The organism is Pseudidiomarina sp., assembly GCF_033722695.1.
In the GTDB taxonomy this organism is placed as follows: Bacteria; Pseudomonadota; Gammaproteobacteria; order Enterobacterales; family Alteromonadaceae; genus Pseudidiomarina.
Genome location: NZ_JAWVYM010000036.1, coordinates 1 through 15,858, shown reverse-complemented (window position 1 = coordinate 15,858; position 15,858 = coordinate 1). Strand labels below are relative to the sequence as shown.

Genomic DNA, 15,858 nt, shown 5'->3' with positions numbered 1-15,858 from the left:
TTGATCGAACGCACGTGCAGAACCACCGTAGGTTTTCGCCAGGACTGACGTGATTGCAGCAGTCAGAGTAGTTTTACCGTGGTCAACGTGGCCGATAGTACCGACGTTAACGTGCGGTTTGACGCGATTAAATTTTTCTTTTGACATGACTTTTCCTTAACTTAAGTTAAAAGTCCGGTCCCTGAAGAACCGGACCAGACTCTACTTAATCTTTAGTATTCCGAGCGGCAATAACCTGCTCAGCAACGTTGTTTGGTGCTTCAGCGTACTTCAGGAATTCCATCGCATAAGATGCACGGCCCTGAGTCTGCGAGCGCAGGTCAGTAGCGTAACCGAACATTTCTGATAATGGAACTTGAGCACGAACTTCTTTCAGCCCACCAGGAGCATCTTCCATGCCCTCGATGATGCCACGACGACGGTTCAGGTCACCAACCACGTCACCCATGAAATCTTCAGGGGTAACAACTTCAACTTTCATCATTGGCTCAAGCAGTGCCGGCTTAGCTTGCAGGGCACCTTTCTTGAACGCCATGCTACCAGCAATTTTGAATGCCATTTCAGATGAGTCGACGTCGTGGTATGAACCATCATACAGAGTCGCTTTAACACCAAGTACCGGGTAACCAGCCAGAACACCGTTCTGCATTTGTTCCTGGATACCTTTGTCTACCGCCGGAACGTATTCCTTCGGTACCACACCGCCAACGATTTCATTCACGAACTCATAGTTCGGAGTTTCGTCGTCATTCGCGTCGAATTCCATCGGTTCCAGACGCAGCCAGACGTGACCAAATTGTCCACGACCACCAGACTGACGTACGAACTTACCTTCAACTTCCACTTTCTGGCGGATGCTTTCACGGTAAGCTACCTGCGGTTTACCAACGTTACATTCAACTTTGAATTCACGCTTCATACGGTCAACGATGATATCAAGGTGCAATTCACCCATACCAGAGATGATCGTCTGACCAGATTCTTCGTCAGTTTTAACCCGGAAAGATGGATCTTCTGCCGCCAGTTTACCCAGCGCGATACCCATTTTTTCCTGGTCAGCCTTAGTTTTCGGCTCAACCGCGATAGAGATTACCGGCTCAGGGAATTCCATCCGCTCCAGCGTGATGACGTTATTGATGTCACACAGGGTGTCACCAGTGGTTACGTCTTTCAGACCAATAGCAGCAGCGATGTCGCCAGCCAGGATCTCTTTGATTTCTTTCCGGTCGTTCGCGTGCATCTGAACCATACGGCCAATACGCTCTTTCTTTCCTTTAACCGGGTTCAGTACGCTGTCACCTTGTGACAGGATGCCTGAGTAAACCCGTAAGAACGTAAGTGTACCAACGAATGGATCGGTCGCAATCTTAAACGCCAGGGCCGAGAACGGCTCTTTGTCGTCAGATTTACGCACGCCTTCAGACTCATCATCCAGAATACCGCGAATTGGCTTAACTTCAGTTGGTGAAGGTAAGTATTCGATAACCGCATCCAGTACCGCCTGAACACCTTTGTTCTTGAACGCAGAACCACACAGACACAGAACGATTTCGCTCTTCAGTGTACGCTCACGCAGGCCGGCTTTGATTTCGGCCTCAGACAGCTCACCGCCTTCAAGGTATTTGTTCATCAACTCGTCGTTGGCTTCAGCGGCAGCTTCGATCATCTCGCTACGATACTGCTCAGCTTCGTCCACCAGATCAGCAGGGATCTCTTCATAAGTGAAGGTCATACCGCTGTCGGCTTCGTTCCAGTTGATGGCTTTCATCTTGATTAAGTCGATGACGCCTTTAAAGTCGTCTTCAGCGCCGATTGGCAACTGAATAGGCACAGCATTGGCAGCTAAACGTGATTTCAGCTGACCAACAACACGCAAATAATCGGCGCCGGCACGGTCCATCTTGTTGACGAATACCATACGCGGTACTTCATACTTGTTGGCCTGACGCCAAACAGTTTCAGTCTGCGGCTGTACACCTGAAGAACCACACAGAACCACTACAGCACCATCAAGTACGCGCAATGAACGCTCTACTTCAATGGTAAAGTCAACGTGTCCTGGGGTGTCGATAATATTGATGCGGTGTTCCGGGAACTGTGCATCCATACCACGCCAGAAGGAGGTTACTGCAGCAGAGGTGATAGTGATACCACGCTCCTGCTCCTGTTCCATCCAGTCTGTTGTTGCTGCACCGTCATGTACCTCACCGATTTTGTGAGACAGACCAGTGTAGAACAACACACGCTCGGTCGTGGTCGTTTTACCTGCATCTACGTGAGCTACGATACCGATATTACGATAGCGCTCAATCGAAGTTTGTCGAGCCACAATAAAATTCCTCTAATGGTTGCTTGTGAATTACCAGCGATAATGAGCAAACGCTTTGTTTGCTTCGGCCATACGGTGGACGTCTTCACGCTTCTTCACAGCAGAGCCTTTGTTTTCTGATGCATCCAGCATTTCACCTGCCAGACGCTGAGCCATGGATTTTTCACCCCGAGTACGCGCGGCATCAACTAACCAACGCATAGCCAGTGCATTACGACGCACAGGACGTACTTCTACAGGTACCTGGTAGGTAGAACCACCAACCCGGCGAGATTTAACCTCTACTGTAGGGCGCACATTGTCCAATGCGACTTCAAATACTTCTAAGTGCTCTTTCTTTGACTTTTCAGCCATGATGTCGAGGGCACCGTAGATAATGTTTTCTGCGACAGATTTTTTGCCGTCAACCATGACGACATTGATGAACTTAGCCAGCAGCTCTGATCCGAACTTAGGATCTGGCAATATTTTACGCTGACCTATGACGCGTCTTCTTGGCATCTCAATTTCTCCGATTAATTCAGGGTATTACCCAAAACTTAAAATTACAGTGTTTGGCCTTACTAACGGAGAACCGTTAAGATTTGGGCCGTTTCGCGCCGTATTTAGAACGTGCTTGTCTACGGTCGTTTACGCCGGCACAGTCAAGGGCCCCGCGCACTGTGTGATAACGAACACCTGGCAAGTCTTTTACACGACCACCGCGGATAAGTACCACGGAGTGTTCTTGCAGGTTGTGACCTTCACCACCGATGTACGAAGACACTTCGTAGCCGTTAGTCAAACGCACACGGCATACTTTACGCAGTGCCGAGTTTGGCTTCTTCGGGGTGGTTGTATAAACACGGGTACATACCCCGCGTTTCTGTGGGCAAGCCTCAAGTGCCGGAACGTTGCTTTTAACAACCGGCTTTTGACGACCTTTGCGCACCAGCTGGTTAACTGTTGCCATTCATTACTCCTGATTTTGTTGATGTCGCTCAACAGAGTGAAAAATCCAATTTCCCCCGACCACGAGCTAGCCGCCCGAAATATGGGGAGGGCGAATTTTAATGGTCATAAATTCACCTGTCAAGGAGTTAAACAAAAGAGCCAGTACCGAATACGGCACTGGCTCTTCACTTCGTTTCAAACAGACTACTGATTAATCAGCAGAATTGTCCGATTTATCGTCGTCCTGACCGGCATTCAGCGCATCTGCTAATTGCTGTTCGGCTTCTTCGGCAGTCACTTTTGGAGCAACTGTCATTTCTGCCTGTTCAGCACGCTTGCGGGCGCGCTCGCGGTGATAAGCGAAACCGGTACCCGCTGGGATCAAGCGTCCCACGATAACGTTTTCTTTCAGACCACGTAATGGGTCATGCTTACCTTGTACCGCTGCTTCAGTCAGTACGCGGGTGGTCTCCTGGAACGATGCCGCTGAGATAAATGACTCAGTCGACAGCGAGGCCTTGGTGATACCCAGCAACTGGCGTTCGTAAGTGGCTGGCATTTTGCCTGCTTCTTCAGCTTTGGCGTTCGCCGCCAGCACTTCAGAAAGCTCCATCATTTCGCCTTCAAGCAGTTCGGTTTCACCCGGGCTGAGGATGATTGCTTTACGCAGCATCTGACGCACTATGGTCTCGATGTGCTTATCATTAATCTTAACACCCTGCAGGCGGTAAACTTCCTGTACTTCGTTGACGATGTAGTTCGACAGCGCACTGACGCCGCGTAAACGCAGAATATCGTGTGGTGCTTCCGGACCATCGGCAATAACTTCACCTTTGGTAACCTGCTCACCTTCGAAGATATTCAGCTGACGCCACTTCGGAATCATCTCTTCGTACTGATCGCTACCGTCAGTTGGGGTAATGATCAGACGACGCTTACCTTTGGTCTCTTTACCGAAGCTGACAGTACCTGACACTTCTGCCAGAATTGCCGGCTCTTTCGGACGACGCGCTTCGAACAGGTCGGCAACGCGCGGCAGACCACCGGTGATGTCCCGGGTCTTAGAACCTTCCTGAGGAATACGGGCTACCGTATCACCCACTTTCACTTCGGCATTATCTTCCAGGTTGATAATCGCATTGCCCGGCAGGAAGTACTGCGCAGGAATGTCGGTACCGACGATGTTGACGTCTTTACCTTTCGAATCAACCAGTTTGACCATTGGCCGCATATCTTTACCGGCGCTGGTCCGTTGTCCGGTTTCCAGTACCACGATGCTGGACAAGCCAGTCAGTTCGTCGGTCTGACGGGTCATAGTGACGCCATCGATCAGGTCGACAAACTTCAGGCGACCTGCCACCTCGGTAACGATTGGGTGCGTGTGTGGATCCCAGTTGGCAACCACTTCACCCTTCTCAACCGCATCGCCTTCGCCTTTCTTCAGCACGGCACCATAAGGAACTTTGTAGCGCTCGCGCTCACGGCCGTACTCGTCGATCAGTGTCAGTTCAGTTGAACGTGACGTGATAACCAGGTGGCCATCGCTGTTTTCTACGTATTTGGCGTTATGCAGCTTCAGGGTTCCGGCGTTTTTCACCTGCACGTTGTTGGCTGCTGAATCCCGCGAGGCCGCACCACCGATGTGGAACGTACGCATGGTCAGCTGGGTACCTGGTTCACCGATAGACTGGGCCGCGATAACACCAACAGCTTCACCCTGGTTAACCATGTGACCACGAGCCAGGTCGCGACCATAACAGTGCGAACAGACACCGAAGTCGGTATCACAGGTAATGACCGAGCGCACTTTTACTTCGTCGATCGAGTTCTGCTCTAACACGTCACACATTTTCTCATCGAGTAAGGTGTTACGTGGTAACAGCACATCTTTGTCGCTGCCCGGAACCATAACGTCGTCACACAGCACACGACCCAGTACCCGCTCGCGCAGCGGCTCTACTACGTCACCGCCTTCAATCAGCGGCTTCACGAACAGACCTTCTTCGGTACCACAGTCGTGCTCAACAATCACCACGTCCTGCGCGACGTCAACCAGACGACGAGTCAGGTAACCTGAGTTCGCTGTCTTCAGGGCGGTATCGGCCAAACCTTTACGGGCACCGTGAGTTGAGATGAAGTACTGGAGTACGTTCAAACCTTCACGGAAGTTCGCGGTAATAGGTGTTTCGATGATCGAGCCATCCGGCTTCGCCATCAGACCCCGCATACCGGCTAACTGACGAATCTGGGCAGGGCTACCACGAGCGCCTGAATCAGCCATCATATAGACCGAGTTAAACGAGTCCTGCGCTTCCTGCTCGCCGTCTTTGTTGGTGACGAACTCTTTCGATAAGTTATCCATCATTGCTTTGGATACTTTTTCGTTAGCAGTAGACCAGATGTCGATAACCTTGTTGTATTTCTCACCGGCGGTAACCAGACCTTGCTCGAACTGCTCCTGAATTTCTGCAACTTCTTCTTCAGCAGCTTCGATAATGGTCTTCTTCTCGTCCGGGATAACCATGTCATCAATACCAACCGAGGCACCCGCGATCATCGCGTAATGGAAACCGGTGTACATGATTTGGTCAGCAAAAATAACCGTCGGTTTCAGACCCAGATCCCGGTATGCGGTGTTCAGCAAGCGGCCGATCTGTTTCTTACCCATAGACTGGTTAATCATGCTGAAGGACAGACCTTCCGGCAGGATCAGCGACAGAATCGCCCGGCCTACGGTGGTGTCATAGATAGTCGAGGTGTTGGTGCGCTCGCCTTCTTCGCTGATCTCAACTTCAGCCAGACGGACTTTAACCCGCGCATGCAACGCCGCCGCACCGGTCCGGTACGCTTTTTCGGCTTCTTTGGCACTCTTGAATATCATGCCTTCGCCTGGCGCGTTCACTTTTGAACGGGTCATGTAGTAGATACCCAATACCACGTCCTGTGAAGGAACGATGATTGGCTCACCACTAGCTGGCGACAGAATATTATTGGTCGACATCATCAAAGCACGGGCTTCAAGCTGTGCTTCGAGTGTCAGCGGTAAGTGGACGGCCATTTGGTCGCCGTCAAAGTCCGCGTTATAGGCGGCACAGACCAGCGGGTGCAGCTGAATCGCTTTACCTTCAATCAGTACCGGCTCGAACGCCTGGATACCCAAACGGTGCAGGGTTGGTGCACGGTTCAGCATCACCGGGTGTTCTTTGATGACTTCGTCAAGTACGTCCCATACTTCCGGGATCTCGCGCTCAACCATTTTCTTAGCGGCTTTAATGGTGGTGGCCAGGCCACGACCTTCCAGCTTGCCATAGATAAACGGCTTGAACAGTTCCAGCGCCATTTTCTTCGGCAGACCACACTGGTGCAGACGCAACTTAGGACCAACGGTAATAACCGAACGGCCTGAGTAGTCGACCCGCTTACCCAGCAAGTTCTGACGGAAACGACCCTGTTTACCCTTGATCATGTCAGCCAGGGATTTCAGTGGGCGCTTGTTGGTACCGGTGATAGCACGACCGCGACGGCCGTTATCCAGCAACGCATCAACCGCTTCCTGCAGCATCCGCTTTTCGTTACGGACGATGATATCCGGCGCAGCCAGATCCAACAGCCGCTTCAGACGGTTGTTCCGGTTAATAACGCGACGGTATAAATCGTTCAGATCAGAAGTCGCAAAGCGGCCGCCGTCCAGTGGCACCAAAGGACGCAGGTCCGGTGGCAGTACTGGCAGCACTTTCAGGATCATCCACTCGGGCTTGTTGCCTGAGTAATGGAATGATTCGAGCAGCTTCAGGCGCTTGCTGATTTTCTTCCGTTTGGTTTCCGAGTTGGTTTCCGGCAGTTCTTCGCGCAGCACTTTGATGTCGGCTTCGATATCAATATGCTTGAGCAGGCTCAGAATTGCTTCTGCACCCATCTTGGCTTCAAACTCATCTCCGTGTTCTTCCAGCGCATCCAGATACTCTTCTTCAGTCAGGATCTGACCACGTTCGAGATTGGTCATGCCGCCTTCGGTCACTACGTATGATTCAAAATACAATACCCGCTCGATATCACGCAGGGTCATATCCAGCATCAGGCCGATCCGGCTTGGCAGTGATTTCAGGAACCAGATGTGGGCAACCGGGCTCGCCAGTTCAATGTGAGCCATCCGCTCACGGCGAACTTTGGTCAGCGTAACTTCAACGCCACACTTCTCACAGATCACGCCACGGTGCTTAAGGCGCTTGTATTTGCCGCATAAGCATTCGTAGTCTTTTACCGGGCCGAAAATCCGGGCACAAAACAGACCGTCACGCTCAGGCTTGAACGTGCGGTAGTTGATTGTTTCCGGTTTTTTAACTTCACCGAATGACCAGCTGCGGATCATGTCCGGCGAGGCAAGTCCGATTTTTATCGAATCGAACTCCTCGGTCTGGTTCATCGGTTTTAAAAACTTCAATAAGTCTTTCACGATTTATCTCCTGGCAATTAGCGTCCGGTTACTCAGTCCTGGTCCAACTCGATGTTGATACCCAGCGAGCGGATTTCCTTCAGCAATACATTGAAGGATTCCGGCATACCTGCTTCCATCCGCAGATCGTTGTCGACGATGTTTTTGTACATCTTCGTCCGACCATTTACGTCGTCCGATTTCACCGTCAACATTTCCTGCAGGGTATAAGCAGCACCGTATGCTTCCAGTGCCCACACTTCCATCTCACCGAAGCGCTGACCACCGAACTGCGCTTTACCACCCAGCGGTTGTTGGGTAACCAAGCTGTACGAACCAGTAGAGCGCGCGTGCATCTTGTCATCAACCAGGTGGTTCAGTTTCAGCATGTACATGTAACCGACAGTTACATCACGCTCGAACCGTTCACCGGTACGTCCGTCAAATAAGGTGATCTGGCCAGATTCAGGCAAGTCACCCAGTTTCAGGAGTTCTTTAATTTCACTTTCCACAGCACCATCGAATACCGGCGTGGCAGTCGGCAGACCTTTCTTCAGGTTGTTCGCCAGACGCATAACTTCGTCATCGCTGAACTCACTGATGTCTACTTCCTGACGGGTACTACCCAGGCTGTATACTTTCTGCAGGAAGTCACGCATTTCTGCGACCTTCTTCTGCTCTTTGATCATGTTTTCGATCTTGGTACCTATGCCACGGGCTGCCAGTCCTAAATGCGTTTCCAGGATCTGACCGATGTTCATCCGCGACGGAACACCTAACGGGTTCAGTACGATATCAACCGGATTACCGTGCTCATCGTAAGGCATGTCTTCAACCGGTACTATGGTCGAGATAACACCTTTGTTACCGTGACGACCAGCCAGCTTATCACCAGGCTGAATACGACGACGTACGGCAAGGTACACTTTAACGATTTTCAGAACGCCAGGCGCCAGATCATCACCCTGGGTGATCTTGCGACGTTTGTTCTCAAACTTAGCGTCGAAATCCTGACGAATTTCTTCGTACTGCTGGGCGATTTGCTCAAGCTGTTGCTGGGCACTTTCCTTTTTCAGGTTTTGTGTCAGCCACTTGCTCTGCTCCATGCTGGCCAGTTTTGACTCATCAAAACCATTTGCCAACAGCAGTGAACGAGCGCGCTCTAAGATACCTTTTTCAAGGATCTTGAACTCGTCGGTCAGGTCTTTCTTAACCTGTTTAAGCTGCATTTCTTCAATCGCGATAGCGCGTTTGTCTTTCTCAACGCCATCACGGGTAAACACCTGAACGTCAATAACAGTACCGGTCACGCCGTTAGGCACACGCAGTGAACTGTCTTTCACATCAGATGCTTTTTCACCAAATATGGCTCGCAGCAGCTTCTCTTCCGGAGTCAGCTGGGTTTCGCCCTTCGGCGTGACCTTACCAACCAGAATATCACCGCCGTTCACTTCGGCACCGACATAAACAACGCCTGACTCGTCAAGCTTGTTCAGCGCTGACTCACCTACGTTGGGGATATCTGAAGTGATTTCTTCAGCACCCAGTTTGGTGTCACGTGCTACGCAGTTCAGTTCCTGAATGTGAATGGTGGTCATGCGATCTTCCTGCACCACCCGCTCAGAAATCAGAATCGAGTCTTCGAAGTTGTAACCATTCCACGGCATGAAGGCCACGCGCATGTTCTGACCAAGAGCCAGTTCGCCCATGTCAGTTGACGGACCATCTGCCAGAACATCACCGCGGGTTACCGGCTCACCAACATTGACGTTAGGCGTCTGGTTAATACAGGTGTTCTGGTTCGACCGGGTGTATTTCACCAGGTTATAGATATCGATACCGGCTTCGCCTGGTACCATCTCTTCTTCGTTCACCTTAACCACGATCCGGCTGGCGTCGACTTTATCGACCACACCGCCACGTTTGGCAACTACGGTTACACCTGAATCCACAGCTACTGTGCGTTCGATACCTGTACCTACCAGCGGCTTATCAGCGCGCAGAGTTGGTACCGCCTGACGTTGCATGTTCGAACCCATCAGGGCCCGGTTAGCATCATCATGTTCAAGGAACGGAATAAGACTCGCTGCAATCGACACGATTTGCTGCGGAGCAACGTCCATGTACTGGACCTGCTCTTTAGACATCAGCGTAAATTCGTTCTTATGACGACATGGCACCAGATCTTCAGTCAGTGCACCTTTATCGTTCAGCGCCACATTAGCCTGAGCGATAACGTACTGACCTTCTTCGATTGCTGACAAGTAATCTACGTCGTCCGTCACTACACCATTTTCGATGCGGCGATACGGCGTTTCCAGGAAACCATATTCGTTGGTACGGGCAAAGGTCGACAGTGAGTTAATCAGACCGATGTTCGGACCTTCTGGCGTTTCGATTGGACAGACACGACCATAGTGAGTCGGGTGTACGTCACGTACTTCGAAACCGGCACGCTCACGGGTCAGACCGCCCGGCCCTAAGGCAGAAATACGACGCTTATGCGTTACCTCTGACAGCGGGTTGTTCTGATCCATAAACTGCGACAGCTGGCTGGAACCAAAGAATTCTTTTACCGCTGCGCTGATTGGCTTGGCGTTAATCAAATCCTGCGGCATTATCGCATCCAGGTCACCCAGGCTCAGGCGCTCTTTCACGGCGCGCTCAACACGGACTAAGCCGACGCGGAACTGGTTCTCTGCCATTTCACCCACTGACCGGATACGACGATTACCCAAATGGTCGATATCATCGACTTCATCCAGGCCGTTACGTATTTCGATCAGTTTCTTCATGACTTCAACGATGTCTTCTTTCGACAGCACACCGTCACCGGTCAGGTCATCACGACCCAGACGGCGGTTGAATTTCATGCGGCCAACGGCAGACAGATCATAGCGATCGTCACTGAAGAACAGGTTCTCAAAGAGATTCTCTGCTGCTTCTTTAGTTGGTGGCTCACCAGGGCGCATCATGCGATAGATTTCAACCAGCGCTTCCAGACGGTTGCTGGTGGAATCAATACGCAGGGTCTCGCTCATGTATGGCCCGTGATCCAGGTCATTCATGAACAAGGTTTCAAACTTCTTAAAGCCTGCTTCGCGCAATTTCGCCAGCAGTTCAAGAGTCAGTTCAGCGTTGGCAGTCGCCACAACTTCACCGGTTTTCTTATCGGTGTAGTCTTTAGCTAATACTTTACCAACCAGGTATTCCAGCGGAACTTCCATTTCTGGCTGGTTCAGGCTGGCGATCTGGCTGATATGGCGCGCGGTAATACGGCGACCTTTTTCAACGATAACGTCGCCGTCATCGTTTTTAATATCAAACTTCGCAGTTTCGCCACGCAGACGCTCTGGCACCAACTGCATAAATACTTTTTTGCCACGGAACTGGAAATAGGTCGTGTCGAAGAAGATCTCGAGGATTTCTTCGGTGGAGTACTCCAGGGCACGCAGAATAATCGATGCCGGTAATTTACGACGACGATCGATGCGCACAAATACGTTATCTTTAGGATCAAACTCGAAATCGAGCCATGAACCACGATAAGGAATAACCCGTGCGTTATACAGCACTTTACCTGACGAGTGGGTTTTACCCTTGTCATGGTCAAAGAACACACCCGGCGAACGGTGTAGCTGAGAAACAATTACGCGCTCGGTACCGTTAATCACAAAGGTACCGTTTTCAGTCATCAGGGGAATTTCACCCATGTAGACTTCTTGCTCTTTAATGTCTTTAACGGTGCCTGCCGCTGCTTCTTTATCATAAAGAACCAGGCGCAGTTTTACCCGCAAAGGAGCTGAGTAGGTAATACCACGGACCTGACATTCGTTAACGTCAAATACCGGGTTACCCAGGTGATAGCTCACATACTGTAATTCTGAGTTGCCGGAATAGGCAGCAATCGGAAATACGGAGCGAAAAGCCGCTTCCAGGCCATTATTGGCCTCTGGATCCGGCTCAATGAATTTTTTAAATGAATCTAACTGGATTGACAATAAGTAAGGCACTTCAAGTACATGAGGCCGCTTACCAAAATCCTTGCGAATACGTTTTTTCTCAGAGTAGGAGTACGCCATGGGGTTCCTCAGCTAGCTGATTGATGACCCTAACCATCGAGGAGTCGATGGTTAAAAACAAACTGTTAAAGCTTGTCGTTCCCGTTTTTGTCACCGCGAGCATGCACCCCAAGAACGGGCAAAAATGATACATGCTTAACAGCGCAAAAAGGCTGGTGACCCAAAAGTCACCAGCCCCAGGCCTAAAAGGCCAAGTTTTGTTTATGCAGTTGCTTATTTAATTTCAACTTCTGCACCAGCTTCTTCAAGCTGAGTTTTCAGTGCTGCAGCGTCATCTTTGCTGATGCCTTCTTTAACGGCAACAGGCGCAGACTCAACCATTTCTTTAGCTTCTTTCAGGCCAAGACCGGTTGCTGCACGAACTGCTTTGATAGCGCCAACTTTGTTTGCGCCAGCAGCTTTCAGGATTACGTCGAATTCAGTTTGCTCTTCTGCAGCTTCAGCAGCGGCAGCAGGGCCAGCAGCTACTGCAACAGCAGCAGATGCGTCAACACCGAATTTTTCTTCAGCAGCTGCAATCAGGTCAACCAGATCCATTACTGGCATTTCAGCGATTGCGTTCAAAATATCATCTTTAGTAAGAGCCATAACTCAAAACTCCTGGGTTATAAATTTCAATTAATTGGTTAAAAAACCAGCTTCTATTTAGCGTCTTTAATTGCTGCCAACACACGCACAAACTTAGTAGGAACTTCGTTAATAGTACGAACGAACTTACTAACAGGCGCCTTGAAGGTAGCGAGCAATTTCGCCAATGCTTCGTCACGAGTCGGAAGTGATGCAACCGCATCCAGTTTATCTACACCCATCAGACCGTCGCCGATCGATAGTGCAGTCACTTTAAGGTGCTTGTTTTCTTTAGCGAAATCTTTGAACAAACGCGCGGCAGAACCAGGCGCATCCAAAGAGAAGGCGTAAACAAGTGGACCTTTCAGTGCGGCGTCCATGTCATCGAACTGCGTATCCTGAAATGCACGCTTCGCCAGGGTGTTCCGAATAACTTTCAGATACACACCTTGCTCACGGGCTTTCCGGCGCAGCACAGTCATGTGCGCGACTTCCATTCCCCGATACTCAGCAACAGCGACGGATAGAGCCTTTGAAGCAACTTCGTTAACTTCTTTAACGATTGCTTTTTTTGCTGCTAAACCTAGTGCCACTGATATCACCCCTTTTTTTGGTCCTTGGTAAAACCGCGGACCGTCGTTACACATAGGCAGACCAACTTGCATCTGCCACGTTGCCACGGTGAATCTCTTAACCCAGAGAGTCTGAGTCGGATTACACCATCTGCGCAGGACATTAAGTTTCGCTTTAGCCTCCCTTACGGAAATCTACTGCGATACACCTGCGGTCTTGGACGGGAGCCACTTTCACTTAGCATTACCTAAAGTGGCAGCTCCAACCCACAAACCTTATTTAAGCACCAACACTCAGCGAGCTCTGGTCGATTGCAACGCCAGCACCCATAGTGGTTGATAAGCTTACTTTCTTGATAAACTGGCCTTTCGCTGTAGAAGGCTTGGCCTTCTTCAGGGCAACCAGTAATGCTTCTAAATTCTCTTTCAGTTGGTCGCTTTCGAAATCAACTTTACCGATAGTGGCGTGGATGATGCCGCCTTTATCGTTACGATAGCGAACCTGACCTGATTTCGCGTTCTTAACAGCAGTAGCGACGTCAGCAGTAACAGTACCCGTTTTCGGGTTTGGCATCAGGCCACGTGGACCTAAGATTTGACCCAGCATACCAACAACGCGCATAGCGTCTGGTGAAGCGATAACGACGTCAAAATCCATCTGGCCTTTTTTCACTTGCTCGGCCAGGTCTTCCATACCGACGATGTCAGCACCGGCTTCTTTCGCTTTCTCTGCGTTGGCGCCGCTGGTGAATACCGCTACGCGAACGTCACGACCAGTACCGTTTGGCAGCACAGTTGCGCCACGTACGTTCTGATCTGATTTACGAGCGTCGATGCCGAGATTTACGGCTACATCAACGCTTTCTCTGAATTTGGCAGTTGCCAGTTCTTTCAACAGGCTGACCGCTTCGCTGAATTCGTAGTCACGAAGTTCAACTTTCTCGGCGATCAGGCGTGCACGTTTGCTTTGCTTAGCCATCTTACAAACCCTCCACGTTCAGACCCATCGCACGGGCAGAGCCGGCGATAGTACGTACCGCTGCATCAAGGTCAGCCGCTGTTAAGTCAGGCTCTTTTACCTTGGCAATATCTTCCAGCTGTGCACGGGTAACCGTACCTACTTTGCTGGTATTCGGACGACCTGAACCACTCTTGATGCCGGCCGCTTTTTTCAGCAGGTAGGCAGCTGGAGGAGTTTTGGTAATAAAGGTGAACGAACGGTCTTCGTAGACAGAAATTTCAACCGGAACCGGAGCGCCTTTTTCAAGTTCGCCAGTTGCTGCGTTGAATGCCTTACAGAATTCCATGATGTTCACACCATGCTGACCCAGGGCAGGACCAACCGGTGGTGATGGGTTTGCTGCACCAGCTGCTACTTGCAGCTTGATGATAGCCTTTAACTTCTTAGCCATGTTTATTGCCTCTTGTTGTGGGTCTAACGCCTTGTAAATCGTCCATTTCTGCGGCCCCTCGGCGATTGCAGAAACGAAGAGGTGACTTACTCAAACGGCTCCCCGATATAAAAAAGGACGCGAATTATAGTCTTATTCGCACCCCAATGCAAGATAACATCGAACGTTTTTCGTCCGCTATCTGGTCGTTATGCTTTTTCGACCTGGGCGAACTCCAGCTCGACCGGAGTAGCCCGGCCAAAGATAGATACGGATACCGTCAGGCGGCTTTTTTCATAGTCAACGCTTTCAACAGTACCGTTAAAGTCAGCAAAAGGACCATCAGTAACACGCACCAGCTCACCCGGTTCAAACAAGGTCTTCGGCCGTGGCTTGTCAACAGACTCCTGCAGACGGTTCAGAATAGTATCGGCTTCTTTCTGGGTAATTGGCGTCGGGCGATCCTGCTTGCCGCCAATAAAGCCTAATACCCGTGGAATACTCTTTACTAAGTGCCAGCTTTCTTCGTCCATCGCCATTTCGACCAGCACGTAGCCAGGGAAAAACTTGCGCTCGCTCTTGCGACGCTGACCGGCACGCATTTCGACGACTTCTTCAGTCGGCACCAGGATCTCGCCAAACTTGTCTTCCATGCCATGGATTTTAATATGCTCACGCAGTGAGTTGGCTACCCGGCCTTCATATCCGGAAAAAGCCTGTACTACGTACCAGCGTTTCTTGGCGGTCTCAGTCATAGTTAAAACTCCAGTCCGGTGAAGAAGCCAACAACCCGTACGAGAATGGCATCCATTCCCCACAGCAGAAGTGCAATCAGTGCGGTCGCAACAACAACAATAATAGTTGTTTGCGTGGCTTCCTGACGTGATGGCCATACCACGCGGCGTATTTCAGTACGGCTTTCTTTCGCAAACATGCGAAAACGGCGGCCTTTGTCGGTCAAACCGGCAACAACACCAGCAACGATAACCAATAACACCACGCCAATTGCCCGGTACAACACGGACACTTGCTCACCGTAATAGTAGTTACCTACCACTGCCGCAGCCAGCAGCGCAATTGCGACCAGCCATTTGATGCTGTCGAAAGAGCTACTTTGCGTTTCGGTATTTGCACTCATTTATTCAATCCTAGCGTTAAAAAATGCGATAGCGATCAGCTAACATCTGAAATTTGGCAGGGGTGGAGGGATTCGAACCCCCAACCGTCGGTTTTGGAGACCGCTGTTCTACCAATTGGAACTACACCCCTGCATATTCCGGCACAGACGGAATGGACGCTGTATTATACCGATCAAGCCAGTGAAAACAAGATGAGTGGGTGGATTAAAAAAAGGGAGCCGAGGCTCCCTTTTTCTTAGCTTCACCCGTGGTAGAACCACGGGCTACATCATTTAGCTGATGATTTTAGATACAACACCAGCGCCAACGGTACGGCCGCCTTCACGGATTGCGAAGCGCAGACCTTCGTCCATTGCGATTGGGTGGATCAGTTCAACAACAAACTTCAGGTTGTCACCAGGCATAACCATTTC

General features: G+C 50.5%; 12 protein-coding genes, 1 tRNA gene and 1 pseudogene. All 14 read right to left on the bottom strand.

What is annotated here, in order from left to right; all coding sequences use genetic code 11:
* Positions 1–147: GTP-binding protein (locus tag R3196_RS09905; RefSeq protein WP_318936588.1), on the bottom strand; the 147-nt coding region annotated here is incomplete at its 3' end.
* Positions 148–205: 58 nt separating this feature from the next.
* Entirely contained in the window at positions 206–2,329 is a 2,124-nt protein-coding gene (gene fusA, locus R3196_RS09900; RefSeq protein WP_318936610.1) for an elongation factor G, read from the bottom strand.
* 30 nt (positions 2,330–2,359) lie between these two features.
* A complete protein-coding gene (rpsG, locus tag R3196_RS09895; RefSeq protein WP_318936609.1) occupies positions 2,360–2,830 on the bottom strand; it encodes a 30S ribosomal protein S7 in 471 nt (156 codons plus the stop codon).
* A gap of 76 nt (positions 2,831–2,906) precedes the next feature.
* Positions 2,907–3,281, bottom strand: coding sequence for a 30S ribosomal protein S12 (rpsL, locus tag R3196_RS09890; RefSeq protein ID WP_034777283.1), 375 nt, complete (start codon positions 3,279–3,281; stop codon positions 2,907–2,909).
* A gap of 192 nt (positions 3,282–3,473) precedes the next feature.
* Positions 3,474–7,715 (bottom strand): DNA-directed RNA polymerase subunit beta', encoded by a 4,242-nt coding sequence (rpoC, locus tag R3196_RS09885; RefSeq protein ID WP_318936608.1) that lies wholly within the window; start codon positions 7,713–7,715, stop codon positions 3,474–3,476.
* A gap of 32 nt (positions 7,716–7,747) precedes the next feature.
* Entirely contained in the window at positions 7,748–11,776 is a 4,029-nt protein-coding gene (rpoB, locus tag R3196_RS09880; protein WP_318936607.1) for a DNA-directed RNA polymerase subunit beta, read from the bottom strand.
* 213 nt (positions 11,777–11,989) lie between these two features.
* Positions 11,990–12,364: a 50S ribosomal protein L7/L12 gene (gene rplL, locus R3196_RS09875; RefSeq protein WP_318936606.1), complete on the bottom strand. Its 375-nt coding sequence runs from the start codon at positions 12,362–12,364 to the stop codon at positions 11,990–11,992.
* A 53-nt stretch (positions 12,365–12,417) separates the two neighbouring features.
* The gene (gene rplJ / locus R3196_RS09870) at positions 12,418–12,936 is read right to left on the bottom strand and encodes a 50S ribosomal protein L10 (protein WP_318936611.1); all 519 of its coding nucleotides are present in this window, start codon (positions 12,934–12,936) and stop codon (positions 12,418–12,420) included.
* A gap of 259 nt (positions 12,937–13,195) precedes the next feature.
* On the bottom strand, positions 13,196–13,894 hold the full coding sequence (rplA, locus tag R3196_RS09865; RefSeq protein WP_318936605.1) for a 50S ribosomal protein L1: 699 nt from the start codon (positions 13,892–13,894) through the stop codon (positions 13,196–13,198).
* Position 13,895: 1 nt separating this feature from the next.
* The gene (gene rplK, locus R3196_RS09860) at positions 13,896–14,327 is read right to left on the bottom strand and encodes a 50S ribosomal protein L11 (RefSeq protein WP_318936604.1); all 432 of its coding nucleotides are present in this window, start codon (positions 14,325–14,327) and stop codon (positions 13,896–13,898) included.
* A gap of 188 nt (positions 14,328–14,515) precedes the next feature.
* Positions 14,516–15,061 carry a transcription termination/antitermination protein NusG gene (nusG, locus tag R3196_RS09855; protein WP_034777268.1) on the bottom strand — a complete coding sequence of 182 codons (546 nt, stop codon included), beginning with the start codon at positions 15,059–15,061 and terminating at the stop codon, positions 14,516–14,518.
* Between the two features lie 2 nt (positions 15,062–15,063).
* Positions 15,064–15,444 (bottom strand): preprotein translocase subunit SecE, encoded by a 381-nt coding sequence (secE, locus tag R3196_RS09850; RefSeq protein WP_318936603.1) that lies wholly within the window; start codon positions 15,442–15,444, stop codon positions 15,064–15,066.
* Between the two features lie 54 nt (positions 15,445–15,498).
* Positions 15,499–15,575 (bottom strand) — tRNA-Trp (locus tag R3196_RS09845).
* A gap of 142 nt (positions 15,576–15,717) precedes the next feature.
* Positions 15,718–15,858, bottom strand: a pseudogene (tuf, locus tag R3196_RS09840) (elongation factor Tu); the annotation flags it as partial.